The sequence below is a fragment of the Paraburkholderia sp. GAS348 genome (genome assembly GCF_050434205.1).
GTDB lineage: Bacteria > Pseudomonadota > Gammaproteobacteria > Burkholderiales > Burkholderiaceae > Paraburkholderia.
Genome location: NZ_JBNPVT010000005.1, coordinates 182,657 through 208,051 on the forward strand (window position 1 = coordinate 182,657; position 25,395 = coordinate 208,051).

At 61.8% G+C, this 25,395-nt stretch carries 23 protein-coding genes; 6 read left to right on the plus strand and 17 right to left on the minus strand.

The window, feature by feature from the left end; all coding sequences use genetic code 11:
• Nucleotides 1–63: 63 nt before the first annotated feature.
• From galE to P3T22_RS11265, 4 genes are read right to left on the minus strand one after another with little or no spacing between them, the layout of a single operon-like run.
• Nucleotides 64–1,086 (minus strand): UDP-glucose 4-epimerase GalE, encoded by a 1,023-nt coding sequence (galE, locus tag P3T22_RS11250; RefSeq protein WP_429324997.1) that lies wholly within the window; start codon nucleotides 1,084–1,086, stop codon nucleotides 64–66.
• Between the two features lie 12 nt (nucleotides 1,087–1,098).
• Nucleotides 1,099–2,247: a glycosyltransferase family 4 protein gene (locus P3T22_RS11255; protein ID WP_429324998.1), complete on the minus strand. Its 1,149-nt coding sequence runs from the start codon at nucleotides 2,245–2,247 to the stop codon at nucleotides 1,099–1,101.
• Nucleotides 2,248–2,298: 51 nt separating this feature from the next.
• Nucleotides 2,299–3,129, minus strand: a complete 831-nt coding sequence (locus tag P3T22_RS11260; RefSeq protein WP_429324999.1) for a glycosyltransferase — start codon at nucleotides 3,127–3,129, stop codon at nucleotides 2,299–2,301.
• Complete coding sequence (locus tag P3T22_RS11265) at nucleotides 3,126–4,388, minus strand: oligosaccharide flippase family protein (protein WP_063495005.1); 1,263 nt, start codon at nucleotides 4,386–4,388, stop codon at nucleotides 3,126–3,128. The genes P3T22_RS11260 and P3T22_RS11265 overlap by 4 nt, the downstream gene beginning before the upstream one ends.
• A 289-nt stretch (nucleotides 4,389–4,677) precedes the next feature.
• Between P3T22_RS11265 and P3T22_RS11270 the strand changes: the two genes are divergently transcribed.
• From P3T22_RS11270 to P3T22_RS11290, 5 genes are all read left to right on the plus strand, one after another.
• A complete protein-coding gene (locus P3T22_RS11270; RefSeq protein ID WP_063495006.1) occupies nucleotides 4,678–6,072 on the plus strand; it encodes a phosphomannomutase/phosphoglucomutase in 1,395 nt (464 codons plus the stop codon).
• A gap of 196 nt (nucleotides 6,073–6,268) precedes the next feature.
• A complete protein-coding gene (gene waaC, locus P3T22_RS11275) occupies nucleotides 6,269–7,270 on the plus strand; it encodes a lipopolysaccharide heptosyltransferase I (RefSeq protein ID WP_429325000.1) in 1,002 nt (333 codons plus the stop codon).
• A 61-nt stretch (nucleotides 7,271–7,331) separates the two neighbouring features.
• Entirely contained in the window at nucleotides 7,332–8,216 is an 885-nt protein-coding gene (locus P3T22_RS11280; protein WP_429325001.1) for a Kdo hydroxylase family protein, read from the plus strand.
• A gap of 76 nt (nucleotides 8,217–8,292) precedes the next feature.
• Entirely contained in the window at nucleotides 8,293–9,609 is a 1,317-nt protein-coding gene (gene waaA, locus P3T22_RS11285) for a lipid IV(A) 3-deoxy-D-manno-octulosonic acid transferase (protein ID WP_063495009.1), read from the plus strand.
• 138 nt (nucleotides 9,610–9,747) lie between these two features.
• Complete coding sequence (locus P3T22_RS11290) at nucleotides 9,748–10,497, plus strand: Fic family protein (RefSeq protein ID WP_063495010.1); 750 nt, start codon at nucleotides 9,748–9,750, stop codon at nucleotides 10,495–10,497.
• A gap of 4 nt (nucleotides 10,498–10,501) precedes the next feature.
• Here P3T22_RS11290 and ureG read toward each other — a convergent pair whose 3' ends face one another.
• The 13 genes from ureG to urtA all read right to left on the minus strand — a co-directional run bounded on the left by ureG (nucleotide 10,502) and on the right by urtA (nucleotide 23,031).
• Entirely contained in the window at nucleotides 10,502–11,155 is a 654-nt protein-coding gene (gene ureG, locus P3T22_RS11295) for an urease accessory protein UreG (RefSeq protein WP_063495011.1), read from the minus strand.
• 11 nt (nucleotides 11,156–11,166) lie between these two features.
• Nucleotides 11,167–11,847: an urease accessory protein UreF gene (locus P3T22_RS11300; RefSeq protein ID WP_063495012.1), complete on the minus strand. Its 681-nt coding sequence runs from the start codon at nucleotides 11,845–11,847 to the stop codon at nucleotides 11,167–11,169.
• Entirely contained in the window at nucleotides 11,834–12,526 is a 693-nt protein-coding gene (gene ureE, locus P3T22_RS11305) for an urease accessory protein UreE (protein WP_063495013.1), read from the minus strand. The genes P3T22_RS11300 and ureE overlap by 14 nt, the downstream gene beginning before the upstream one ends.
• Before the next feature lie 3 nt (nucleotides 12,527–12,529).
• Nucleotides 12,530–14,236 (minus strand): urease subunit alpha, encoded by a 1,707-nt coding sequence (ureC, locus tag P3T22_RS11310; protein ID WP_429325002.1) that lies wholly within the window; start codon nucleotides 14,234–14,236, stop codon nucleotides 12,530–12,532.
• A 55-nt stretch (nucleotides 14,237–14,291) separates the two neighbouring features.
• Complete coding sequence (locus tag P3T22_RS11315; RefSeq protein ID WP_063495015.1) at nucleotides 14,292–14,597, minus strand: urease subunit beta; 306 nt, start codon at nucleotides 14,595–14,597, stop codon at nucleotides 14,292–14,294.
• Nucleotides 14,598–14,628: 31 nt separating this feature from the next.
• Nucleotides 14,629–14,931, minus strand: coding sequence for an urease subunit gamma (gene ureA / locus P3T22_RS11320; protein ID WP_063495016.1), 303 nt, complete (start codon nucleotides 14,929–14,931; stop codon nucleotides 14,629–14,631).
• 161 nt (nucleotides 14,932–15,092) lie between these two features.
• Nucleotides 15,093–15,896, minus strand: coding sequence for a transporter substrate-binding domain-containing protein (locus P3T22_RS11325; RefSeq protein ID WP_063495017.1), 804 nt, complete (start codon nucleotides 15,894–15,896; stop codon nucleotides 15,093–15,095).
• 226 nt (nucleotides 15,897–16,122) lie between these two features.
• On the minus strand, nucleotides 16,123–17,004 hold the full coding sequence (locus tag P3T22_RS11330) for an urease accessory protein UreD (protein ID WP_429325003.1): 882 nt from the start codon (nucleotides 17,002–17,004) through the stop codon (nucleotides 16,123–16,125).
• 162 nt (nucleotides 17,005–17,166) lie between these two features.
• A complete protein-coding gene (urtE, locus tag P3T22_RS11335; RefSeq protein ID WP_429325004.1) occupies nucleotides 17,167–17,859 on the minus strand; it encodes an urea ABC transporter ATP-binding subunit UrtE in 693 nt (230 codons plus the stop codon).
• A 56-nt stretch (nucleotides 17,860–17,915) separates the two neighbouring features.
• Nucleotides 17,916–18,779, minus strand: coding sequence for an urea ABC transporter ATP-binding protein UrtD (urtD, locus tag P3T22_RS11340; protein ID WP_429325005.1), 864 nt, complete (start codon nucleotides 18,777–18,779; stop codon nucleotides 17,916–17,918).
• Entirely contained in the window at nucleotides 18,776–19,960 is a 1,185-nt protein-coding gene (urtC, locus tag P3T22_RS11345) for an urea ABC transporter permease subunit UrtC (RefSeq protein WP_429325006.1), read from the minus strand. Before urtC ends, urtD begins: the two co-directional genes overlap by 4 nt.
• Nucleotide 19,961: 1 nt before the next feature.
• Entirely contained in the window at nucleotides 19,962–21,599 is a 1,638-nt protein-coding gene (urtB, locus tag P3T22_RS11350; protein WP_429325007.1) for an urea ABC transporter permease subunit UrtB, read from the minus strand.
• A gap of 133 nt (nucleotides 21,600–21,732) precedes the next feature.
• Nucleotides 21,733–23,031 carry an urea ABC transporter substrate-binding protein gene (urtA, locus tag P3T22_RS11355; protein ID WP_429325008.1) on the minus strand — a complete coding sequence of 433 codons (1,299 nt, stop codon included), beginning with the start codon at nucleotides 23,029–23,031 and terminating at the stop codon, nucleotides 21,733–21,735.
• A 350-nt stretch (nucleotides 23,032–23,381) separates the two neighbouring features.
• On the opposite strand from urtA, the gene P3T22_RS11360 reads away from it, so the two are divergent.
• Nucleotides 23,382–24,713 (plus strand): aspartate aminotransferase family protein, encoded by a 1,332-nt coding sequence (locus P3T22_RS11360; protein ID WP_429325009.1) that lies wholly within the window; start codon nucleotides 23,382–23,384, stop codon nucleotides 24,711–24,713.
• Nucleotides 24,714–25,395 lie beyond the last annotated feature (682 nt).

A 25,395-nucleotide genomic window follows, 5' to 3' on the forward strand; every position in this document is an offset into this window, starting at 1 on the left:
AGCCGACGGCGGTCGAATTCCTGTCTGGCAATTCGTTGGCACCGCCGTCGACTTTCACTTCATTCAGGCGAAGCCGTGCGGATTCGTTGACTGCCAGCGCCAGTGATCCGCGCACATCTGTTCGATGCCGAACTGTGCACGCCAGCCGATGATGTTCTCGGCCGCCGCCGGATCGGCGAAACACGACGCGACGTCGCCCGGACGGCGCGCGACGATCTCGTACGGCACCGGTTTGCCGGACGCTTTCTCGAACGAGCGCACCACGTCCAGCACGCTATAGCCCTGGCCTGTGCCGAGGTTCACGACGAAACTGGTATCGCGCTTGACCAGTGCGTCGAGCGCGGCCAGGTGTCCGCGCGCCAGGTCGACCACATGGATGTAGTCGCGCACGCCGGTGCCGTCGGGCGTTTCATAATCGCCGCCAAACACCCGCAGCTTCTCCAGCTTGCCGACAGCAACCTGTGCCACATACGGCATCAGGTTATTTGGAATACCCGCCGGATCCTCCCCAATCAAGCCGCTCTCATGCGCGCCCACCGGATTGAAATAGCGCAGCGTCGCAATCCGCCATGAAGGATCCGCCACTTCCAGATCGCGCAAAACCTGCTCGGCAATCAGCTTCGACTGCCCGTAAGGATTGGTGGCCGACAGCGGAAAGGATTCGTCGATCGGTGAGCTCTTCGGCACGCCATACACCGTCGCCGAGGAACTGAACACGAACTGCTTCACATTGCGATCGCGCATCACGCCGAGCAGCGCCAGCAAACTGCCGACGTTATTGCTGTAGTACTCGATTGGCTTGGCGACCGATTCGCCCACCGCCTTCAGCGCGGCAAAGTGAATCGCGCCGGTGATCGGGTGTGCGTCGAAAATTCGCTTGAGCGCCGCTTCATCGCGCGCGTCGGCTTCGTAGAAGGTCACGGGCTTACCGGTGATTTGCTCCACGCGCCGCAGCGACTCGCGGTTGCTATTCACGAGATTGTCGATTACCACGACGTCGTAACCGCTGTTCAGCAGTTCGACGCATGTGTGCGAGCCGATAAATCCTGCACCGCCCGTTACCAGAATCGTGCCCTTCGTGGTCATGCTGTTGCTCCGTTAAAGTAGAACACCCGTCATTTTTTGCACCAGGTCTTTATACGTTTCGACGACAACGCGTTCGTCGAACTCTTGCGCGACTTTCTGTCGACCGCGTTCAGCCATTGCGCGGCGCTCGGCGCTGCTCATGTCGAGCATCCGCGCCAGCTGCGCCGCGAGACTCTCTGCATTGCGCGCTTCGCACAGCAATCCATTGACGCCGTCCGCCACCACTTCGCGGCAGCCTGGTACGTCGGTTGTCACGATCGGCCGGCCCATCGCCGATGCTTCCATCAGCGTGCGAGGCACGCCTTCGCGATAGGACGGCAGGACGACGCAGTTCGCGCCGGCGATGAAGGGCCGCACGTCGTGCGCCTCGCCAAGATACTCGATGATGCCTTCCTGTTCCCAGGCGGCCACCTCTGCGCGTGTGATCGCGCTAGGGTTGTCGACGCCGACCGGGCCGAGCAACTGGAACCGCGCCTGGGGATAACGTTCACGCAAACGCCGTGCGGCTTCGACATATTCGCCGACGCCCTTGTCCCACAACAGCCGCCCGATCAGCACGAACCTGAATTCCGTCCGCTCCGGCAGCGGGGTGAAGGCGAACTGTTCGAGATCGACGCCTTCGCCGTGGAGGAGGCGCGCACGTTCAGGATGCGCCAACAAATTCTGCTCGACAAAGGCGGCCTGATCGTCGCGATTCAGAAACCAGATTTCGCGCGGGAATCGGAAGGCGAAACGGTACAGTTTTTTTGCGACTTGCGCAGCGCGGCTCTGCTGGATGAACACGTAACCGAGCCCGGTGGTCACCGCCACCGACTGCACGCCCGCCAGTTTCGCAGCGACCGAGCCGTAAATGTTCGGCTTGATCGTGTAATGGAACACGACGTGCGGGCGGATGCTTCGATACAAACGATACAACGACAGAAGTGTGCGCAGGTCCTCGCGCGGACTGGTGCCTTTGGACGCCACCGGCAATTCGATGCAACGGCACCCCATCGCGGTGAGCAATCCGAACGTGCGGTCGCGCGGCGCGAGCACCGTCACGTCGACGCCGCGTCCAACCAGCATGCGGATCAGCCCTTGCCGATACGTATAGATTGCCCAGGCGGTGTTACAGACGAGTGTAATGCGTAGCGCGGGCGTCGACTTCAGGGCAGGCTTCATGCGGGAACGGGCTCGACGGTGAATAACAGGGTGAATGACGGCGTAACGGAATCAATGACTCGCACGCGGCGCAAGCAGCGTGCGTTTGACCCGCTGCAATGCGCGGTAAGGCGTCACGAGATGCAGCATATTTTTGGCGAGACCCAGCCAGTCGTACAGATTGGCGACGTTGAAGTAGCGTAGTTGCAGACGCAACGTCGAGCTGACCTGGCGGCGCCGTTTGGTCGCGCTGATGCCACCTTCGTTCAGCTCGTAGTAGAGCCCGAGTTCCGGCAGGTTCGCGCAGTCGTAGCGCGCCATCAGACGCACGAACAGATCGAGGTCTTCGGCGGAAGGATATGCTGCCCGGTAGTTGCCGACCGCGCGCACGGCGTCGATACGCAACATCATCGAAGGATGCGCGAGGCATGAACGAAAGAACCGCAAGCGCCGGATCTCATGCGGCTCGGCCGGCGGTGTCAGCATGAACAGCGGTTTCCCTTCACGCGTGACCACTTGCGTCCACATGCCGAGACCGGCTACTTGCGGATGCGACTCCATGAACTCGCGTTGTTTAGCGAGCCGTTGCGGCACGCTGCGGTCGCCCGCGTCGATGCGTGCTGCGTAGCGAAAGCCACGCTGGGCAAGGGCGTCGATGCCGGTTTGCAGCGCGCGTTCGATGCCGCGGTTCTGCGGCATGCGCAGCACTTCGATCATCATATTCGGGATCGTGGGCGCTGCGATCGGCGGCGTGCTGCCGTCGTCGACGATCAGTACATGCACTAGCGCGTTTTCGCTGAACGAGGCCAGCGTGAGATCGACGTCGGCCTGGCCGTTGTACGCGGGCATCAGGACGGCGACGTCGTCGAGAGACATATGCGCGGCGGCGGATGAGTTCGTCATGGGCGCAATTTGAAACGAATGTAATAAAGATTAACTGACGCGGCGGCGAGATAACCGGCTGCGAGTCCCACCAGCGCACCGTAAGCGCCAAGCCGTGAAATTGCCAGCAGATTGACGACGAATGCAATCGCGAGCGCCAGCAGCCACTTCGAGAGCAACACGAATTTGGCCTGATATTTCAGCACGATCAGATTGCCGATCGCTTCGACGCCGGCCGGCACGGAAAGCCACACGGCCCAGCGGAAAATCTCGATGGCGCCTTCAAAGTCCGGTCCGAATACGCTGCGGATGATGAAGCCGGCCAGCAGATCCAGCACGATCGCGCCGCTCACCATCAGCGCGGCGGTCATGGCGGTGAGCCGCCACACGTTGCGGCGCAATTGCGCGGCGTCTTGCACGCGGTAGACGAAGGCGGGCGCGATCGTCTGCGCGAGCATCAGCGCAAGCGTGATCCAGTTTTCGTTCAACTGCTGCGCGGCGGAATAACGCCCGAGGTCGGCGAAGGAAATCGCCCGCTCGAGCATCAGTCTGTCCAGTTTCAGGAACAGATACATACAGACCAGGCCGAGCCAGAACACCGTGCCCGCGGTCGCGAAGTGCTTGAAGAGCGAGCGGTCGAGACGCCAGCCGAGCTTGCCGCCATGCCGACGGATGTAATAGATCAGCAAGACCGCGCCGATCGCCGCCGATTCGGCGGCCCACAGCCAGCCAAAGCGCGCGGGCGTTGCCATGGCGCGCACCAGCAGATAGGCGAAGCCGGCCTTCAGCACCGCGGTGCTCATGCTGGTGAGCAACTGCGGCTTGCTATACGTCATGCTTTGCAGCCACGCGTTGATCACGCCGACGAACGGCTCGCGAAACAGCATGGTCACCGCGAGGCCGGCGAGCATGGCGCCCACCAGCGGGTCGAAGAAGTGCAACGCAATGCCAAGCCACGTGAGCAGCAGCGCCGCGACGGAAACCGAGAAGCGCAGCGCGAAGGCGCTGCCGAGCACCGTGCCGAGCTGGGTTGGCGGCCGGCTGACGATGGTGGGAACCAGAATTTCCGCGCCGCATACCCAGGTGATTGGCGAAAGCACCAGCAGTAGCGTATTCGCGTACTGCCATTTGCCGAAAGTGTCGGGCCCGAAGTAGCGTGCCAGCATGCCGCTGATCACGATTGCCACGCCGATCTGCGTGAGTCGCTCCAGCCCGAGCCAGACGATATTGGTGAAGGCGCGCGTGACGTCCGGATTGGCGAAGCGTTTGAGCGTCAGCATCCGGTGGACACTCGCCAGTCCCGTTGTGCGGGGCGCGCGAGCGGCGCGGGTTGTCTGCCGGCAATCTGCGCGAATGCCCATCCACAGGCCGACTGTCGCGGCAACTTAACAAAAGGTGGGCGTCTAAGCATTAGAATGGGCGTCTATCAGGGTATGTCCGAAAGGCGCAATTATAAGTTGGAACCGGATCGCTTCCGGCAAGGACGCATCGCTCGGTTTAACAGCGTGTTTTACCGATTTCTCGGCGATGCGTCGGTCAAAATTTTCCATTGCACGTAAGTGAGCCATCATGATCTCCAAATCTATTTTCAAGGCGTATGACATTCGCGGTGTGATCGGCAAGACGCTCGACGCCGACACAGCGCGTTCGATCGGTCGCGCCTTCGGCAGCGAAGTGCGGGCGCAAGGTGGCGACGCCGTCGTGGTCGCGCGTGACGGGCGCCTCTCGGGTCCCGAGCTGATCCAGGCACTGTCGGACGGTCTGCGTGCGGCCGGCGTCGACGTGGTCAACGTCGGCATGGTGCCGACTCCGGTCGGCTACTTCGCGGCCAGCGTGCCGTTGAAGCTCGACGGCGGCGAACGCCGCGTCGATTCGTGCATCGTCGTGACGGGCAGCCACAATCCGCCCGACTACAACGGCTTCAAGATGGTGCTGCGCGGCGCGGCCATTTACGGCGAGCAGATCCTCGCGCTGCATCAGCGCATCGTCGACGAAAACTTCACTGATGGCAGCGGCACATACACCGAGTACGACATCGCCGATGCGTATCTGGATCGCATTGCCAGCGACGTCAAGCTCGCACGCCCGATCAAGATCGTGGTCGACACCGGCAACGGTGTGGCAGGCGGGCTCGCGCCGAAGCTCTTCAAGAAGCTCGGCTGCGAACTGGTCGAACTGTTCACCGAGATCGACGGCAACTTCCCGAACCATCACCCGGACCCGGCTCACCCCGAGAATCTGCAGGACGTGATCCGCGCGTTGAAGGAAACGGACGCGGAAATCGGTTTCGCGTTCGACGGCGACGGCGACCGCCTCGGCGTCGTCACCAAAGACGGCGAGATCATCTATCCGGACCGCCAGCTGATGCTGTTCGCCGAAGAAGTGCTGTCGCGCAACAAGGGCGCGCAGATCATTTACGACGTGAAGTGCACGCGCAATCTCGCCAAATGGGTCAAAGATAAAGGCGGCGAACCGCTGATGTGGAAGACCGGCCACTCGCTCGTGAAAGCGAAGCTGCGCGAAACCGGCGCACCGCTGGCAGGCGAAATGAGCGGCCATGTGTTCTTCAAAGACCGCTGGTACGGGTTTGACGACGGCCTGTACACGGGTGCGCGGCTGCTCGAGATCCTTACGCGTGTGGCGGATCCGAGCAAGCTGCTGAACTCGCTGCCGAACTCGAATTCCACGCCGGAACTGCAATTGAAGCTCGAAGAAGGCGAAAACTTCGAACTGATCGCACGTTTGCAGCAAAACGCGAAGTTCACCGGCGCGGACGACGTCGTGAAGATCGACGGCCTGCGTGTCGAGTACCCGGACGGCTTCGGCCTTGCGCGCTCGTCGAACACTACGCCGGTGGTGGTAATGCGTTTCGAAGCCGATAGCGACGAGGCGCTCAAGCGCATCCAGGAAGACTTCCGCCGCGTGATCATGGCGGAGAAGCCTGACGCGAAGCTGCCGTTCTAAAGGCTCGAGCGCGCCGTGGTTCTTCGCGAACCGCGGCCACCGTCGAACGCGGCGCGGGTTTCACTTACCGCGCCGCGTTTTTTCATGCCATTTACCCGTATCGCGCTAGAATTGCGGTCCTCGCCCCCTCGGGGGACCTCGCGCGAGGGCACTTTTCTCAACGCATCTTCGGGCCGGATAGCCGGTTTTCCCACACTTGAGCGTGCAAAAGATACTGATCGTGAGGGTGTCGTCATTGGGCGACGTCGTTCACAACATGCCGGTGATCGCCGGCATCCAACGCCGCCATCCCGAAGCCCAGATCGACTGGCTCGTCGAAGAAAGCTTCGTGGGGCTCGTGGAGCTCGTCAGCGGCGTGCGGCGGGCGATTCCCGTGTCGCTGCGGCGCTGGCGCAAGCGCATCCTTTCGGTCGACACCTGGCGCGAGATCGGCGCGTTTCGCCGCGCGCTCGCCGCCGAGAACTACGACCTCGTGATCGACTGCCAGGGGCTCATCAAGACGGCGTGGGTCGCGAGCATGGCGCGTGGACCGCTGGTCGGCCTTGCGAACCGTACCGACGGCGCGGGCTTCGAATGGCCGGTGCGCTTCTTCTACAAAAAGAGGGTGCCGATCGAGCCGCGCACCCATGTGGTCGAGCGTACCCGCCAGCTGGTGGCCGCGGCGCTGAACGACCCGCTGCCGCAGCCCACCGACGATATCGACTTCGGCATTGACACCGGGCGCGCGGCGCTGGCTTTGTCGGGGGCGAATCTGAATCTGCCGGTGCCTTACGTAGTGTTCGTGCATGCCACCTCGCGCGCCGACAAGCAGTGGCCCGATACCGCGTGGATCGAACTCGGTCAGTCTCTGGTGCGGCGCGGCGCGTCGATCGTGCTGCCGTGGGGCAGTGAGGACGAGCGCGTCACCAGCGAGCGTCTGGCGAAGGAATTCGGCGGTGCGGCTATCGTGCCGCCCAGGCTGTCGTTGCCGGCGGTAGTCGGCCTGATCGAAGGCGCCGCCGCGACAGTCGGCGTTGACACAGGTCTGGTTCACATTGCGGCGGCGCTGAAGCGGCCGACAGTCGAGTTGTACAATTTCGCCACCGCGTGGCGTACTGGCGGCTACTGGTCGCCGAACGTCGTCAACCTCGGCACAGCCGGCAAGCCGCCCACGCTGCAAGAAGTCAAATCCGCGCTGGCAGGTTTCGGCCTGCTCTAATGTCGTAACGCTGTAATGCGGGGTGCTTCGCCTCACGCTCCATCCGTTTTCAAGGGCGACCATGAACGAAACCCAGATCATCGAAGTAGCGAACGCAGACTGGCACGGACGCAACCTGTCCGTGCCACGCGAGATGCTGCTGGCCGGCGTCGAACGCGGCAAGGTGCTGTATTTCCCGAACCTGCGCTTTGCGATCGAAGGCGGCGAACAGGCGTTGCTCGATCCCAAACTGGCCGATCCGAGCCGCAAGAACATCAGTCTTGAGCCGAACGGCGGCGCCTTGCACGGCGTGGCTGGCGATGCGGTCACGCAATCGGCGGTGCGCGCGTTGATCGCGCGCTATCAGACCAATGCGCGCACGCTCGTCGATGGGCTGTTCCCCGAATACAACAGCAAGTTGCGCGTCGCGCCGACGAGCCTGCGGCTGCATGAGGTGCAAGGGCGCGAGACGTCCTGGCGTAAAGACGATAGCCGTTTGCACGTCGATGCCTTTCCGTCGCGGCCGAATTACGGCGAGCGCATTTTGCGCGTGTTCACCAACGTCAATCCGCATGGCGCACCGCGCGTGTGGCGCGTCGGCGAACCGTTCGAGGATATGGCCAAACGCTTCCTGCCGCGCATCAAGCCGCAGATGCCGGGCTCGGCGTGGCTGCTGAACCTGCTGCACGTCACCAAATCGCCGCGCAGCGAATACGACCATCTGATGCTGAATCTGCACGACAGCATGAAGGCCGATCTCAACTATCAGAAGTCGAGTCCGCAGGAGACCATGCCGTTTCCGCCGGGCAGCGTGTGGGTGTGTTTCTCCGATCAGACTTCGCATGCGGTGATGTCCGGCCAGTTCATGCTGGAGCAGACCTTCTTCCTGCCGGTCAAGGCGATGGCGCAGCCAGAATGCGCACCGCTCGGCATTCTCGAGCGCCTGAAGGGCAGGGCGCTGGTTTGAGCGCCGCTGTCTGTTTCGATCGCGCTGTGAAACTCGCGCTTGCATTCGGATTCGCGCCCGGATGTGCGGAGTCCCGATGCTGAGGGCGATTTATAACGCGCTCTGGTGGATCGTCGCGCCGCTTGCCGTGCTGCGTTTGCTGATCCGTTCGCGCAAGGAGCGCGGCTATCGCGAGCATATTGCCGAGCGTTTCGGTTACTCCCGTGGCCGGTTGCCGGAAGACAATGCGCCGCTGATCTGGGTGCATGCGGTGTCGGTGGGCGAGACGCGTGCCGCGCAACCCCTGATCGACGCGCTGATGAAAGCGCGTCCTGACGCACGCATTCTTTTGACGCATATGACGCCGAGTGGCCGTGCCACCGGCGAGCAGATTTTCGGCGACCGTGTGTTGCGCAGCTATCTGCCATACGACATGCCGCACGTGGTGCGGCGGTTTTTGCGGGCGTGGCGGCCGTCGCTCGGTCTCGTGATGGAAACCGAAGTGTGGCCGACACTGATCGACGAATGCCGTCGCGCGGACGTGCCGCTCGTGCTGACCAATGCGCGGATGTCGGCGCGCTCGTACAAGCGCGCGGCCAAGTTCGGCCATGCGACCAAGGACGTGTTCGGCGGATTTGCGCGGGTGCTGGCGCAGAGTCCGTCGGATGCGGAGCGGCTCACTGCACTCGGTGCGCGTAACGTCGCGGTACTCGGTAATCTGAAGTTCGATATGAGCACGCCGCCGGAACTGGCGGCGCGTGGTCATGCGTGGCGTGCGGCGATCGGCACGCGGCCGGTGTGGGTCGCGGCGAGTACGCGCGAAGGCGAAGAGGAGCTGGTGCTGCAGGCGTTCGCGGCGCTTGGTATCGATGATGCGTTGCTGATTCTGGTGCCGCGTCATCCGCAACGGTTTAACGAAGTGGCGGCGTTGGTCGAGACGGCGGGTTTGCGGCTTGCGCGGCGTTCGACCTGGGCGCCGAGCGCGGCGGTAGCGTCGGCTGCTGCTGCAACTGCAGGCGGCGGTGTGCCTGCTTTGCCTTCTGACGTCAACGTGCTGCTCGGTGATTCGATGGGCGAGTTGGGCGCTTACTATGCCGCCTCGGATCTGGCGTTTATCGGCGGGAGTTTGCTGCCGCTGGGCGGGCAGAATCTGATTGAAGCCTGTGCGGTCGGTGTGCCGGTGCTGATCGGGCCGCATGTGTTCAACTTTACGCAAGCCACGGCGGACGCGGTCGCGGCGGGTGCGGCGGTGCAGGTGCAAGATCCGGCTGATCTGGCGCGGGCGTTGCGCGAGCTGTTCGGCGACAAGGCAAGGCGGCTGGCGATGGGCGGCGCGGCTTCCGCGTTTGCCGCGCGCCATCGCGGCGCAACGGCACGGACTGTTGATGTGTTGATGGCGGTGTTGCCGGAGTAGTCACAGCGTAGTCATTCAAGCGCCGCGAATTGCGGCGCTTGTCTTATCGGTTTGTGCGCCAATAAATCATATATTCTGCGAACATCGGGCGTGCGCATTGACCACCTTCTGATTCGAACCGCATTTTCCACTGCTGCCATGACGCTCTTTACTGACCTCGGTTTTCAATGGGATCGCGCCGCGATCCCGCAAGACTTGCCGACCCATTCGATTAAACGGGTGTGTTTTCGCTTTCATCGGATGCTGCCGGAATTCGTGTGGGATGCGAGCGTGCTCGAAGGTAATCCGTTCACGTTTCCTGAGGTAAAGACCCTGCTCGACGGCGTAACGGTTGGCGGGCGGAAAGTTTCTGATCAGGAGCAGATTCTGAACTTGGCGGAGAGTTCGAAACATCTACTGGCGATCGTGCAGAACGGCAGATTTGCGCTCGACAAAACAACGTTTTGCGACCTGCACCGCCTTGTTGCGCGTAATGAGGCGCTCGAGTGGGGCGTGTTCCGTGGGGAAGGCGAGGAAACGCGATACATGCCCGACGAAGCGTTGGGGGAGGCGGGGCGACATACCCCGCTGCCGACCTTGCCCGGTGCCCCTGAACTCAACCAGGTTTTTGCCGCGGGCACACACGCACTGACCGATCAGGTTTCCAACGCCTTCGAGAGAGCTTGCGCTTTCTTCCTGTTCGGCGCATTGCAGCAATTCTTCTTCGACGGCAACAAGCGCACGTCGCGCTTCATGATGAATGGTGTGTTGATGTCGAACGGTATCGACGCGATCAGCGTGCCAGCGCAGCGCGCGGGCGACTTCAACGAGAAGATGGTGCGCTTCTATCTATCGAAAGATGGATCCGAAATGATGGCATTCCTGCTTGAATGCCATCCGGGCGAGTAAGGGCTTAGACCTTCAACAACCCCTTCTTCTCGATAAATTTCACCACCACATCCAGTCCGTCGAGCGCCTTCAGATTGCACATCACGAAGGGCCGCTCGCCGCGCATCTTCTTCGCGTCGGAAGCCATCACCTCCAGATTCGCGCCGACCATCGGCGCGAGATCGGTCTTGTTGATCACCAGCAGATCCGATTTCGTAATACCCGGGCCACCTTTGCGCGGAATCTTCTCGCCGCCGGCCACGTCGATCACATAGATCGTCAGGTCCGACAGTTCCGGACTGAATGTCGCCGCGAGGTTATCGCCGCCCGATTCAATGAACACGATGTCCGCATCGGGAAAGCGCGTCAGCATGCGGTCGACGGCTTCGAGATTGATCGATGCGTCTTCACGAATCGCCGTGTGCGGGCAGCCGCCCGTTTCGACGCCCATGATCCGTTCGGCGGGCAATGCGCCTGCCACTGTCAACAGACGCTGGTCCTCCTTCGTATAGATGTCGTTGGTGATCGCGACGAGGTCGTACTGTTCGCGCATCGCCTTGCAGAGCATTTCGAGCAGCGTGGTCTTGCCCGAGCCGACCGGGCCGCCGACGCCCACGCGCAGCGGCGGCAGTTTTTTCGTGCGGACAGGCGGTTGAGTGGGGTGGTGAGGTGCGTTCATGATGGGTTAATTTATGAGCGGAACAGCCGCGAATACTGCGACTCGTGACGCGCCGACAGAATGCCCAATTGCGGCGCGAAGGTGTTGATGTTGTCGGGAGAAGTGGCCAATGCTCGTGTGACGGCAGCGTCGATCGGCTCACGCAACGCGACGATGATGCGCTGGCCCGCGAGTTGGCCGAGCGGCACCGCCTTCAATGCGGCGGCGGTCTGGTTTTCCACCCAGCTGAATGCGTAGGCGGCGAGCGCGGCGTCAGGTGCTGCATTGTGTGCGAAAGCGGCGAAGGCGAAAGCCGTGGGTTGGGCCAGCGGCTTGAGCGACGCCAGCGTCGTGCGCCGTTCGGCGTCGCCCCATTCCAGCGAGACGCACAACTGTCTCAGCGACCAGCCCATCTGTTCCGTCTCGCGTCTTAGTTCCGCGGACTCCCGGCTTGCTAGGAATTCGCTGTTCGCTTCCTTTAAGCCGTCTGCGTCGTGCGCACGCCAGCGTTCCATCTGATGCGCGAGAAACGGCAGCTCGCCACGCGCGAGCACATCGGTTAAACCGCTCGCGATCCAATCGCGTGCGGAATCTGCGTCGGTGATGAGTTGCGCTTCGATCGCCGCTTCGAGACCCTGCGAGTAGCTGAACGCGCCGATCGGTAGTGCCGGCGACGCGAGATGCAGTAGCGCCGTGAGTTCAGCGATGCGCATGGTGGTGATGATGCCCGTGGCCGCACGATTCGTCGTGGACGTGATCGTCGTCTTTGTGATCGTGCGAATGCTCATGGCCGTGGTCATGCTCTTGCGAGTGACCGTGCGCGTGACTATGACCTTGTTCGTGTGGGTGGCCATGGCCATGCGAATGCTCATGCCCATGATGCTCGCCGAACACCTGCTGCGCGAGGGCATAGTCTTCTGCGAAGGTCTCGTCATGACCATGCTTGTGACCGCCGCCGTACGCGCCGGATTCCGGCTGGAACGGCATCGACACCTGATCCACGCTTGCGCCGATGCGCTTCAGCATATCGGCCAGCACCGGATCGTATTCAAGCTTCAGGTAATCCGCGCCGACTTCAACCGGCGTGTGACGATTGCCGAGGTGGTACGCGGCGCGCGTCAACGTCAACGCGTCTTTCGCGCGGACCACCAGCACCGCTTCGGGCGCGGCGACTACGCGCACGAGACCTCCATCATCGGCGACCAGAACATCGCCGTCGCGCAGCACAGTGCCGCGCGGCAGCAGCAGCGCGACTTCTTCGCCGTTGTCGAGCGTTGCTGCGAGACGGCTCTTGCGACGGTCATCAAAAGCGAGCGTCAAGGTCGGCGCGCGCTTCACCAGCACAGGTGCCAGTTTCAGATGCGGCGCAATCAGTTTGTCGATAGTGCGCATGGTTTAGAACAGAAAGTAGCGTTGCGCCATCGGCAGCACGGTTGCGGGCTCGCAAGTCAGCAACTGACCGTCTGCGATGACCTGATACGTCTCCGGATCGACGCTGATCGCCGGACGCCACGCGTTGTGAATCATGTCGGCCTTCGAGATGTTGCGGCAGTTCTTTACAGCAACGATACGCTTGTTCAGGCCATAGCGTTCGCCGACGCCCGCATCGGCGGCCATCTGCGAAACGAAGGTCAGGGAAGTGCGTCCCAGCGCCCCGCCACGCGTCGCGAACATCTCGCGATAGTGGACCGGCTGCGGCGTCGGAATCGACGCATTCGGGTCACCCATCTGCGCCATCGCGATCATGCCGCCCTTCAGGATCAGCGACGGCTTGATGCCGAAAAACGCTGGCTCCCAGAACACCAGATCGGCCCACTTGCCGGGTTCGATCGAGCCGACTTCATGCGAAATACCGTGCGTGATGGCCGGGTTGATCGTGTACTTGGCGACGTAACGTTTCGCGCGGAAATTGTCGTGACGCGCGTTGTCTTCAGGCAGCGCGCCGCGTTGCACTTTCATCTTGTGCGCGGTCTGCCACGTGCGGATGATGACCTCGCCCACGCGCCCCATTGCCTGCGAATCCGACGACAGCATCGACAACGCGCCGAGGTCGTGCAGGATATCTTCGGCGGCGATGGTCTCGCGACGAATGCGCGACTCGGCAAACGCGATATCTTCCGCAATCGACGGGTCCAGGTGGTGGCACACCATCAGCATGTCGAGATGCTCTTCGAGCGTGTTGACGGTGTACGGGCGCGTCGGATTGGTCGACGAGGGCAGCACGTTCGCTTCGCCGCAGACCTTGATGATGTCCGGCGCGTGGCCGCCGCCTGCGCCTTCCGTGTGATACGTGTGGATCGTGCGGCCCTTGAACGCGGCCATGGTCGCTTCGACAAAACCCGCTTCGTTCAATGTATCCGTGTGGATCGCGACCTGCGTGTCGGTATCGTCGGCGACGGAAAGACAGTTGTCGATGGCGGCAGGCGTCGTGCCCCAGTCTTCGTGCAGCTTCAAACCAATCGCACCTGCGGCGATCTGTTCAAGCGCCGGTTGCGGCTGGCTCACATTGCCTTTGCCGAGGAAACCGAGATTCATCGGATAACCATCCGCCGCTTGCAGCATGCGTTCGAGATGCCACGGACCCGGCGTGCAAGTCGTCGCGTTCGTACCCGTTGCCGGGCCCGTACCGCCGCCGAGCATCGTCGTCACGCCGCTCGCGAGTGCTTCTTCGATCTGCTGCGGGCTGATGAAATGAATGTGCGTATCGATGCCGCCCGCCGTCACGATCAGGCCTTCGCCCGCGATTACTTCGGTGGACGCGCCGATCGCGATCGTCACATTTGGCTGGATGTCGGGATTGCCGGCTTTGCCGATCGCGGCGATGCGGCCGTTCTTGATGCCGATGTCGGCCTTGACGATGCCCCAGTGATCGAGAATCACCGCATTCGTCACGACCGTATCGACCACGTCGGCATGCACGCGTTGCGACTGGCCCATGCCGTCGCGAATCACTTTGCCGCCGCCGAATTTCACTTCTTCGCCGTACGTCGTGAAGTCGCGTTCGACTTCGATCAGCAGCTCGGTGTCGGCGAGGCGCACGCGGTCGCCGGTGGTGGGGCCGAACATTTCCGCGTATGCACGGCGGCCAATGCGTAATGTCATGGTGTGGGTCCGGAAATGAGCAGGGTGGTCACATGCAGGCTGTGCGCGTGGCGCATCAGAGCTTGCCCATCACCTTGCCGTTGAAGCCGTAGACGACACGGTCGCCTGCCAGTTCGACCAGCTCGACGGTGCGTTCCTGGCCGGGCTCGAAGCGCACGGCGGTGCCTGCCGCGATGTTCAGGCGGAAGCCGCGTGCCGCTTCGCGATCGAACGAGAGCGCTTCGTTCACTTCGTAGAAATGATAGTGCGAGCCGATCTGCACCGGCCGGTCGCCGGTATTCGACACGAGCACCGTGACGGTCGCGCGGCCCGCGTTGAGTTCGTGTTCGCCGTCGTCGATGAGGAGTTCGCCGGGAATCATGGGGCTGCCTTTCGTGGTACGGGGGTACGGGTTACGGGATCGGATGGTGAACGGTGACGAGCTTGGTGCCGTCGGGGAACGTGGCTTCGACCTGGATGTCGGGGATCATTTCCGGCACGCCTTCCATCACGTCGGCGCGTGTCAGAAGCGTGGTGCCGTAGTGCATGACCTCGGCGACGGTCTTGCCGTCACGGGCCGCTTCCATCAGCGCGGCGCTGATGAAGGCGACCGCTTCCGGGTAATTCAGTTTGAGGCCGCGAGCGCGGCGCCGTTCGGCGAGCAGCGCGGCGGTGAAGATCAGCAGCTTGTCCTTCTCGCGAGGTGTCAGCTTCATCGATTATGTACTTAGGGTTGCGCCTGTCCCGGGGGAGCAGACGACGACAGTGATAGGCGCTGCAAGTCGTGGACTCATTACGTGCTGCGCACAGGATGAGTCCACGACGAGTGCAATGCCGGATAAGGCAGTCACGGTATCAAGTTTGGCTAACGACGCGCTTACAGATCGGCCGGCAGCGGCGCGCCGAACCACTTCTTCGACATCGTGTTGAGCGTGCCGTCCTGCTTCGCTTGTGCGATGGCGGCATTCACCTTCTGTTGCAGGCGTCCTTCGTTCTTGTTCATGCCGACGAAGCACGGCGAATTCTTGATGACGAACTTCGGTTCCGGACGACGCGGCGGATTCTTCGCGAGGATCGCGGCGGCGACGATGTTGCCAGCGGCGATCAACTGCACCTGACCCGAGAGGAATGCCGCGATGGTCGCGTTGTTATCTTCGAAGCGCTTGATAGTCGCGTTCGGCGCCATTTGCGAGAGACCGATTTCTTCGAGCGCGCCGCGCGTCGCGCCGACCGTTTTGCCGGTGAGATCGGCGGGGCCGGTGACCTTGATATCGGCGGGACCGAATACGCCTTGGTAGTACGGCGCATAGGCCGTCGAAAAATCGATGACCTTGTCGCGTTCAGGCGTTTTGCCGAGCGACGAGATGACCAGATCGACCTTCCCCGTTTGCAGATACGGGATGCGGTTCGCGCTGTTGACCGGCACGAGTTCGAGCTTCACGTTCATCGACTTCGCGAGCAGGGCGGCGGTATCGATGTCATAGCCTTGCGGCTTCATATCAGCGCCGACCGAGCCGAACGGCGGATAGTCTTCCGGCACGGCGACTTTCAGCACACCCGCCTTGGCGATGTTGTCGAGCGTATCCGCGTGAGCGGCCGGCGCATTGATCGCGAGGATGGGCGAGAGCAACAGTGCGGCGAGCCAGGCGCGACGCGCGGGGCGGAGGGTCGATCGGGTCATGTTATGTGGGCGGTGGTGGCGAGAAGCGGTCGGCTGCCATCAGGGCGTGGCAGCATCGTGGGGGATTTTGATGCAAGGTATGTGCCATGGCGGTGCAGCGTGGCTTCGCGGGGCGAAAGACACGATAGTGCACCGACTTGGCGTAGTCGGCTGCGCCAGATTGGTGCTCGCGACGTCTTGCGAAGGTGAAGGCTTGCTGCGCTGCCAGGCGTCTATGCCGAGCGAATCAGGTCGACCAGATGCGAAGTGGCACAGCGTCGACGCCATGCACGACCGGGCGCAGCTGAAGCCAGCACTCGGTCATAGCCCGCTGCAGCATCTCCATAGACCGCGAAACCGCCCGCACGAGCAAAACCCCATCAGTGACACAGGAAGCCGCCGCCCGCAACGAATCATCAAACGGCAGCTGGGCAGTGAGCGCTTCAGCGAGTGCATCATCGCAGGCTGTCCCCACGGCCCACAGCGTCCCATAAGCGGGAAACCCGGCAAGCCCTTGCGCTGCATCCCGCAATGAATCCGCCGCCGCAAGACTCGCGCGTTCGAGCCACAGCGCCTCGCCATTCGCGTCAACGATCCGCGACACAGCTCGCAAATGCCCGTCCGACCACCGCTCGCCAGCCGCTTGCCGCCCAAGCTGAGTCGCATCCCACCCGATCGCAGTAGCCCCTTCGCCAAGCGTCAGCGAAAAATCCAGCATCGCGTTGGCGTGATCGAAAACGATATTGTTTTGCGGCAACCAGTCGAGCTTCGCCTGAGGGCCGACACGCACCGCAATATTCTGCCGTGCCGCACGGCCATTGGACTTGTACCACTTGGTTGCGCCGGGCGTGGTAATAACGGCGTGCGCACTGTCGCCGACGACAACGTCGATATCGAGTTGATCGCCGCCTGCGATCCCGCCCGGCGGATGCACGATTACTGCGTGACAGATCGCATTGCCTTCCGGATAGAGCGGCCGTTGCACGCGCAACGGACCATCATGCAGCCGATGCTTGAGCGTCGTCCGTTCGCCCTCTTTGACGAAGCCGAGTTCGAGGCGCGCGCGCCATTGCGAGTGTGCGGTATTTTGCGTGGCGGCGAGTGTGGCGTGGTTTTCGTGGAGCGACATGCGAGCGGACTTGCGAATGAATGAGCGGCTGGGCACAGTAGTGGACGCGGCAACAGACGCGTCAATGCGCAGCGTGCCTGCACGCGTTATGCAACGACGAGCCGCGTTGCCACAGGATTCGGCGAGAATAGCACGCTGCGCTGCTTGTCCTGCTTGCACCCGTCAGACGGCGATCAGTGCACGTACGCCATCCGTATCCATATTGACCCCTTCGCCGCCCGCGACGATTTCTCCGCGGCTCATGACCCAATACCGATCGGCGATCTCTTTGGCGAAGTCGTAATACTGTTCGACGAGCAGCACCGTCATGCCCATTTCTTCGACCAGCTGACGCAGCGTGCGGCCGATGTCCTGAATGATCGACGGTTGGATGCCTTCGGTGGGTTCATCGAGAATGAGCAATTGCGGATCGCTCATCAGCGCACGCCCGATCGCGAGCTGTTGTTGTTGACCGCCGGAGAGGTCGCCGCCGCGGCGGGCGCGCATATCCTTCAGGACTGGGAACAGCTCATAGATACGGTCCGGGATCTTCTTCGGGGCTTTTTTGCTGGCCGCGCCGACCAGGAGGTTTTCTTCGACCGTCAATCGCGGGAAGATGTCGCGGCCTTGCGGGACGTAGGCCAGACCTTTCTCCACTCGCGAGTAGGTCGGAAGTTTGGTAATCGGAGTGCCGCGCCACGCGATCGAACCGCTTTTGGTCTGGACGACGCCCATCAGGCATCGAAGCAAGGTTGTTTTGCCCACGCCGTTGCGGCCCAGCAGCACGGTGAGCTTGCCGTCAGGCACGGTGAGCTTCACGTCCCGGAGGATGTGGCTGCCGCCGTAGTACTGGTTCAGGTTTTCCACTTCTAGCATGTCGGTCGATCCTTGAATTCTGGCGGCTTGTTGCGGCCGTGGTTTGATTGTGGCCATTACCGCCCGAGATAAGACTCGATCACCGTCTCGTCCTTCTTCACCTCGTCAAGCGTGCCATGGGCGAGAACACGCCCTTCTGCCATCACCGTGACCTTTCCCTTTTCACCCGACAACGCCGCAACAAACTCCATGTCGTGTTCGACAATCATCATCGAACATGTCCCGCGCAAATGATTAAGCAGCTCGGCTAGCTGCATCGTCTCATCATCGGTCATGCCCGCCGCAGGCTCATCGAGCAACAAAAGCGCCGGTTGCTGCATCAGCAACATCCCGATCTCAAGCCGCTGCTTCTGTCCATGCGACAACTCACCAGCAAGTCGCCGAGCCTCACGCTCAAGCCCAATCAAAACCAGAGTCTCTTCAATCCGCGCTTGCGCCTCACGATCCAATCGCGCACGCAAAGAAGCCCACCATCCCTTGTCAGCCTTCATTGCCAACTCAAGGTTCTCCCACACGGGATGCTGCTCAAAAACGGTAGGTTTCTGAAACTTCCGCCCAATACCCGCACGTGCAATAGAAGGCTCATTCATCCGCGTCAGATCGATCGACTGCCCCAAAAAAACCTTGCCGGAATCCGGTTCGGTCTTCCCGGTGATGACATCCATCATCGTCGTCTTGCCGGCCCCGTTCGGACCGATGATGCAACGCAACTCCCCCGCGTTGATCGATAAAGTCAGCGCATTCAACGCGCGAAACCCATCGAAACTCACGGTCACGTCTTCAAGGTAAAGAATCGTCCCATGCGAAATATCGATCTCGCCTGGCACTACCGCGTGCCCCGTGCTCGCGACGCCGCTCAACGACCGTTCAGCAGGCTCTTCAGTCAATGCAAGATCAGGAACCATCGGGTTGTCGTTCATGAACCGTTCCTCTTGCGCGTCACCGTTTCGATCAGCCCCATGATGCCGTTCGGCAACAACAGCGGGACCAGCACGAAAATCAGGCCAAGAAAGAACAGCCAGTATTCAGGGAAGTTCGCCGTAAAGAAGCTCTTCGCGCCATTCACCGCGAACGCGCCGATGATCGGTCCGATCAACGTGCCGCGTCCGCCCACCGCCACCCAGATCGCCATCTCGATCGAGTTGCCCGGCGACATCTCGCCCGGGTTGATGATGCCGACCTGCGGCACATACAACGCCCCTGCAATCCCGCACAAAATAGCGGAGACGGTCCACACGAACAACTTATACGCGAGCGGGCTGTAGCCGAGGAACATCAAGCGCGTTTCGCCGTCGCGTACCGCAGTGACCACGCGGCCCAGCTTCGACGTGACGATTGCCCGCGCGCCGATGAAGGCCAGAATCAACACCGCGAACGTGATCAGCAAAAGAGCAGTGCGCGTGCCCGGATGCGTAATCGGAAAACCGCCGATGCGCTTGAAGTCGGTAAAGCCGTTATTACCGCCGAATCCCGTTTCGTTGCGGTAGAAAAGCAGCATGGCGGCAAACGTCATCGCCTGAGTGATGATCGACAGGTACACGCCCTTCACCCGCGAGCGGAACGTGAAGAAGCCGAACACCCAGGCAACAACGGCGGGCACCAGCACCACCAGCAGCAGCGCATAGCCGAGGTGCTGCGTGCCTTGCCAGTACCACGGCAGTTGGTGCCAATCGAGAAACACCATGAAGTCGGGCAGGTCGCTGCCGTATTTGCCTTCGTGGCCGATCGAGCGCATCAGGTACATGCCGATCGCGTAACCGCCCAATGCAAAGAACAACGCGTGTCCCAGACTCAGGATGCCGCAGTAACCCCACACGAGATCGAGTGCCAGCGCGGCAATCGCGTAGCACATGAACTTGCCGGTGATCGTCGTCGCATACGCGGACAGATGGAATGCGCTCGTCTCCGGGACCACCAGGGTGGCGAATGGCACGCCAAGACCGAACACGATGATCAGTGCGATCAGCGCGAGCCAGGCGCGGCGCGACAGCAATGCGGGACGCGGCGGCAAGCCGAGCGCGAAGCCGGACTGCGCTTCGCGTCCGGCAGCGGTACCACCGCCCGCTGCGCCGACGTGCGCCGATGAGGTAGCCGATGTCATCTCATGCCTCCGCGCTACGGCCCTTGAGGGCGAACATGCCCTGCGGACGCTTCTGGATGAACAGCACGATCAGCACGAGCACCGCGATCTTGGCGAGCACTGCGCCCCAGAACGGCTCGATCGCCTTGCTGACCAGTCCGAGGCCGAAGCCGCCGATCACCGTGCCGGCGAGTTGGCCGACGCCGCCGAGCACCACGGCCATGAACGAATCGATGATGTAGCTTTGGCCGAGGTCCGGGCCTACATTGCCGATCTGCGACAGCGCGCAGCCTCCCAGGCCGGCAATGCCAGCGCCGAACGCGAACGCATACGAATCGACGCGCGCGGTCTTCACGCCGACGCAGGCTGCCATCCGCCGGTTTTGCGTGACGGCGCGCACGAACAGACCCAGACGGGTTTTAGTCAGTACAGCCCACGCAATCCCAACGACGATCAGCGAAAACGCCAGGATCGCCAGCCGGTTGTACGGCAGGATCAGATTCGGCAGCACGGTTACACCGCCGCTCATCCACGCAGGGTTGATCACCTGGACGTTCTGGGCGCCGAACAGCATGCGTGTCGCCTGAATCAGGATCAGGCTGACGCCAAAGGTGGTCAGCAGGGTTTCGAGCGGACGGCCGTACAAATGCTTCAACACCAGCCGTTCGAGCACGATGCCGACCAGTCCGGCTGCGGCGAATGACGCCGGCACGGCAAGCAGCGGATACCAGTCGAACGCGCCGGGCGCAAAGCGCTGAAACAGGTTCTGCACGACGTAGGTGGCGTACGCGCCGATCATCAGGAACTCGCCGTGCGCCATGTTGATGACGCCGATCAGCCCATACGTGATCGCGAGGCCCAATGCAGCGAGCAGCAGCACGCTGCCAAGCGACAAGCCCGCGAACAGCGTGCCGGCGATCTGGCTGCGGCGCTGGATCGAATCGAGTTCGTCGATGCCGCTTTGCGCGGCGGCGCGCACGCGATCGTCTACTTCGCTGAAGGTGCCGTCCGGCTTCTTCGCGACGAGTGGGCGCAGCAGTTCGTTCATGTCGAGGTCGTGCCGCGCGGCGACTAGTTGTACGGCTTCGAGACGCTTGGCCGGGTCGGCGTCGTGTAACGCGGTCATCGCCCACAGCGTGTCGAGGCGCTTCTTCAGCGCCGGGTCGGTTTCCTTCGCGCGCGCCGCATCGACGAGCGGTTTGATCGACGGATCGGGGTTTTGCAGCAGCGCGGTGATGGCGGCGTCGCGCGTGGCGGCGTCGGGCGAATCGAGTTGCAGACCCGAGAGCGCGCCCGTCACTTTCGAGCGCAGCAGGTTGTTCAGGGTGACCGGTTGCGCGTCGCCCGCGGCGACCGTTTTGCCGGAGACGGCATCTCGTGCCGTGTCACCGTCTTGCAACAGCACGGCACCGGAATCGGTGGCGAGCGCGCTGTCCTCGGAGAGGGCTTTGAGTACCGCGAGCGATTCTTTGTCGTGGTTGGCAATCAGTTTGTCGATTGCCGCGGATTTCGCATCGAAGTCGTCACCGGCGAGTGGCGCGACATCGGCCGGGCTCAGCGCGAAAGCGGCAAGCGGCGTGCTGGCGAGGAGCGCAAGCGCCCCGCTGACGATGGTGCGTCGTGCGCTGCGTCGTGCGACATTCAGAAATGAAAACGCCATGATGGCCTTTGAAGAAGCCGCCGAGGCGGCGCGGCATCGCGGTGCTGCATCGGCGCAGCACCGTTGCCTTGCTTCTTGCAGCGTACTGTCGGGCAGAGCAGCGGTTCAGCCCCGGCTCCGCCCTGGCTCAGACTCAGACAACCCGCGAGCGCTTCAGGAATGCGGGAATCGAACTGACTACATCCGGCTTGCTCGAATTGCCGGCGATAAACGGGCTCCACGGCTGCGCGCGGACCGCGGTCTTGGTGCGCCACACCACGTTGAACTGGCCGTCGGCACGCACTTCGCCGATCATCACCGGCTTGTGCAGATGGTGATTGCCGTCCATTTCGAGCGTGAAGCCCGACGGTGCCGCAAAGGTCTGGCCGACCATCGCCACACGCACCTTGTCCACCTCCGTGCTCTTTGCTTTCTCGACGGCCTGCTTCCACATATGGATGCCGACGAAGGTCGCTTCCATCGGGTCATTGGTCACGCGCTTGGTGCCGCCCGGCAGGTTGTTGTCCTTGACCCATGCAGCCCATTGCTTCTTGAACTTCTCGTTGGCCGGGTTGCGCAGCGACATGAAGTAGTTCCATGCCGCGAGATTGCCGACCAACGGCTTCGTATCGATGCCGCGCAGTTCTTCTTCGCCGACCGAGAATGCGACCACCGGCACATCGGACGCCTTCAGCCCCTGGTTACCGAGTTCCTTGTAGAACGGCACGTTCGAGTCGCCGTTGACGGTCGAGATCACCGCGGTCTTGCCGCCCTGCGAGAAGGTCTTGATGTTCGCGACGATGGTCTGATAGTCGCTGTGGCCGAACGGCGTGTAGACCTCCTGGATATCGGCTTCCTGCACGCCTTTCGACTTGAGGAACGCGCGCAGGATCTTGTTGGTCGTGCGGGGGTACACATAGTCGGTGCCCAGCAGGAAGAAGCGCTTGGCGCCGCCGCCTTCCGCGCTCATCAGGTATTCGGTTGCCGGAATCGCTTGCTGATTCGGCGCGGCGCCCGTGTAGAACACGTTGCGCGACATTTCTTCGCCTTCGTACTGCACCGGGTAGAACAGCAGGCCATTCAGTTCTTCGAATACCGGCAGCACCGACTTGCGCGACACCGACGTCCAGCAGCCGAACACGACGGCGCACTTCTCCTGAGTGATCAGCTGACGCGCTTTTTCGGCGAACAGCGGCCAGTTCGATGCCGGGTCCACGACCACCGGTTCCAGTTGGCGGCCCATGACGCCGCCGTTCTTGTTGATGTCCGCGATGGTCATCAGCGCGGTGTCTTTGAGCGATGTTTCCGAGATCGCCATCGTGCCGGACAGGGAATGTAGAACGCCTACTTTGATCGGGCCGCTGCCCGATTGCGCCTGAGCAAACGGAACCTTACCTGCAAGCGCCAATGCGCCCGACATGGAGCCGAACTTCAACAGACTGCGACGTTTCATGTATTTCCCCTTGCCATTGATCGTGGATGTTTATGGGCGTCGATTTCAGCCAGCAGGGCTTATCCCGCATGACTTGCCGCTTGTGTACTGCAAGGCACATGCCAAGCGGCAATTTCGACTTGAAGTCCGCGAATCGTGTGCTGCGACGCGGTGAAGCGCTGCGTCAGTTATGCGTAGCGCGGCGCAAAATTGGTGCAGGAGCGGGGCTCGCGCCTCGTCCAGGTGCGTGCCGCGCCGCAACGAAGCGTGTCCATCGGCCAGCGGGCGTCGGCGGTGCATGGGCGCCGCCCCTTTGTGCATGCGCCGCGCTCTGCCTACACTGGAAGACCAACCACGCGAGGAGACCCGACATGAGTGAGCGCGCCAGCGTCAATACACCCGATATGTCCGCGTTCTGGATGCCCTTTACGGCGAACCGCCAGTTCAAGAGCGCGCCGCGTCTGCTGGCGAGCGCGAAGGGGATGTACTACACATCGCACGATGGCCGGCGCATTCTCGACGGCACGGCCGGGCTGTGGTGCGTCAACGCGGGGCACTGCCGCGACGAGATCGTGGCCGCCGTGCAGGCGCAAGCGGCGGAAATGGATTTCGCGCCGACGTTTCAGATGGGCCATCCGAAGGCTTTCGAAGCCGCCACCAAAATCGCGCGGCATACGCCTGGGGATTTGAAGCACATCTTCTTTGTGAACTCGGGTTCGGAAGCGGTGGATACCGCGCTGAAAATTGCTTTGGCTTACCACCGATCGCGTGGCGAAGGGCAGCGGACCAGGTTTATTGGACGCGAGCGTGGGTATCACGGCGTGGGCTTTGGAGGGATTTCGGTGGGCGGCATTGCGCCGAACCGCAAGGCGTTTTCGGGTGGGTTGCTGCCGGCGGTCGATCATTTGCCGCATACGCTCAACATCAAGGAAGCGGCGTTTTCCAGAGGGCAGCCGTCGTGGGGTGTGCATCTCGCTGACGAACTTGAGCGGCTTGTTACGCTACACGATGCGTCGACGATTGCTGCGGTGATTGTCGAACCGGTGGCGGGGTCGACTGGTGTGCTGATTCCGCCGCAAGGGTATTTGCGGCGGTTGCGTGAGATTTGCGACAAGCACGGCATCTTGCTGATTTTCGATGAAGTGATTACCGGCTGGGGGCGTTTGGGTACGCCGTTCGCTGCGCAGTATTTCGGCGTGACGCCGGATCTGCTGACGATGGCCAAGGGCACTAACAATGCGGCAGCGCCGATGGGGGCGGTTGCGGCAAGTGGGAAGATTCACGACTCGATCGTGAATGGGGCGCCGGCTGGGATTGAGCTGTTTCATGGGTATACGTATTCGGGGCATCCGATCGCAGCTGCCGCTACGTGCGCGACGATCGATCTTTATGAGCGGGAACAACTGTTCGAGAGGGCCGCGCGAATGGCGCCGATCTTCGAGAACGCGATTCACAAGCTGCGCGGCGAGCGGCACGTAATCGACGTACGCAATCTTGGATTGGTGGGTGGGGTGGAGTTGGCGCCGCGTGACGGAGCGCCGGGTGCGCGTGCTTATGATGTTTTCGTGCGCTGCTTCGAGAAGGGGGTGTTGACGCGCTATACGGGGGATATTCTCGCGTTCTCGCCACCGTTGATTATTGAAGAGGCGCAGATCGATGAGATCTTCAGGACGGTGGCTGAGGTTTTGAAGGAGACGGATTAGGGACTGTGTACATTTACTGAATGTGTCTTTACGTCCTGCCTTTTGCGCAGGCGGGGCAGGACGATCCGAACGTTACTGAGCGATGAGTATGGAAAGAAGTCGGCCCCATCCTGCCTGGCAAGGGAGCTGACTGTTGTCGATAATTTCCTGCGTAGCCCCACTTGATTCGACAACCTTGCCAGCAGCTATCTCGTGGTCGCATCGCTCGCCTGTGCGTCTGGGTCATTCTTGAAGTTGTGAACAGTACCTCGCACTACGGTTCACCTTCTGGCACAACGGGAACTGGCACTTGCGAACCCTGGGGAGACCGTGAAAACTTCCCGCGCCGTGCAACGGAAAGCCGTGCCATGGAAGGTCACCCAGCCCGTCAGAAATGATGCACTGGCAATGGCTGCGCAGCACTGACAGTACGGTAGCGGCAAGTCATCGCAATCGCGAAAAGGCGCGAGCAATTGCGTTTTTTGTCGGATTCCTTTAGAGAAAATTCAATTTTTCGTGTCACATCCACTCAAGCGCCAATCCGCAACCTTGCGAGCTGGGTAAGTCTTCCTACGCACAATTAAGCGATTCCTGCTTGTCCATTCCGCTCAGCCTATTTACGCTCAATTCTTACGAACGATTACGAATGATCGCGCGAACGTAAAGTGCGGGCCATCGCTGGTGGAACGTCATGCGCATCATG

What these genes read in the sequence shown, in the direction of transcription:
- galE (WP_429324997.1), bottom strand. Translation starts at nt 1,086, where the DNA reads ATGACCACGAAGGGCACGATTCTGGTAACGGGCGGTGCAGGATTTATC.
- P3T22_RS11255 (WP_429324998.1), bottom strand. Translation starts at nt 2,247, where the DNA reads ATGAAGCCTGCCCTGAAGTCGACGCCCGCGCTACGCATTACACTCGTC.
- P3T22_RS11260 (WP_429324999.1), bottom strand. Translation starts at nt 3,129, where the DNA reads ATGACGAACTCATCCGCCGCCGCGCATATGTCTCTCGACGACGTCGCC.
- P3T22_RS11265 (WP_063495005.1), bottom strand. Translation starts at nt 4,388, where the DNA reads ATGCTGACGCTCAAACGCTTCGCCAATCCGGACGTCACGCGCGCCTTC.
- P3T22_RS11270 (WP_063495006.1), top strand. Translation starts at nt 4,678, where the DNA reads ATGATCTCCAAATCTATTTTCAAGGCGTATGACATTCGCGGTGTGATC.
- P3T22_RS11280 (WP_429325001.1), top strand. Translation starts at nt 7,332, where the DNA reads ATGAACGAAACCCAGATCATCGAAGTAGCGAACGCAGACTGGCACGGA.
- waaA (WP_063495009.1), top strand. Translation starts at nt 8,293, where the DNA reads ATGCTGAGGGCGATTTATAACGCGCTCTGGTGGATCGTCGCGCCGCTT.
- P3T22_RS11290 (WP_063495010.1), top strand. Translation starts at nt 9,748, where the DNA reads ATGACGCTCTTTACTGACCTCGGTTTTCAATGGGATCGCGCCGCGATC.
- ureG (WP_063495011.1), bottom strand. Translation starts at nt 11,155, where the DNA reads ATGAACGCACCTCACCACCCCACTCAACCGCCTGTCCGCACGAAAAAA.
- P3T22_RS11300 (WP_063495012.1), bottom strand. Translation starts at nt 11,847, where the DNA reads ATGCGCATCGCTGAACTCACGGCGCTACTGCATCTCGCGTCGCCGGCA.
- ureE (WP_063495013.1), bottom strand. Translation starts at nt 12,526, where the DNA reads ATGCGCACTATCGACAAACTGATTGCGCCGCATCTGAAACTGGCACCT.
- ureC (WP_429325002.1), bottom strand. Translation starts at nt 14,236, where the DNA reads ATGACATTACGCATTGGCCGCCGTGCATACGCGGAAATGTTCGGCCCC.
- P3T22_RS11315 (WP_063495015.1), bottom strand. Translation starts at nt 14,597, where the DNA reads ATGATTCCCGGCGAACTCCTCATCGACGACGGCGAACACGAACTCAAC.
- ureA (WP_063495016.1), bottom strand. Translation starts at nt 14,931, where the DNA reads ATGAAGCTGACACCTCGCGAGAAGGACAAGCTGCTGATCTTCACCGCC.
- P3T22_RS11325 (WP_063495017.1), bottom strand. Translation starts at nt 15,896, where the DNA reads ATGACCCGATCGACCCTCCGCCCCGCGCGTCGCGCCTGGCTCGCCGCA.
- P3T22_RS11330 (WP_429325003.1), bottom strand. Translation starts at nt 17,004, where the DNA reads ATGTCGCTCCACGAAAACCACGCCACACTCGCCGCCACGCAAAATACC.
- urtE (WP_429325004.1), bottom strand. Translation starts at nt 17,859, where the DNA reads ATGCTAGAAGTGGAAAACCTGAACCAGTACTACGGCGGCAGCCACATC.
- urtD (WP_429325005.1), bottom strand. Translation starts at nt 18,779, where the DNA reads ATGAACGACAACCCGATGGTTCCTGATCTTGCATTGACTGAAGAGCCT.
- urtC (WP_429325006.1), bottom strand. Translation starts at nt 19,960, where the DNA reads ATGACATCGGCTACCTCATCGGCGCACGTCGGCGCAGCGGGCGGTGGT.
- urtB (WP_429325007.1), bottom strand. Translation starts at nt 21,599, where the DNA reads ATGGCGTTTTCATTTCTGAATGTCGCACGACGCAGCGCACGACGCACC.
- urtA (WP_429325008.1), bottom strand. Translation starts at nt 23,031, where the DNA reads ATGAAACGTCGCAGTCTGTTGAAGTTCGGCTCCATGTCGGGCGCATTG.
- P3T22_RS11360 (WP_429325009.1), top strand. Translation starts at nt 23,382, where the DNA reads ATGAGTGAGCGCGCCAGCGTCAATACACCCGATATGTCCGCGTTCTGG.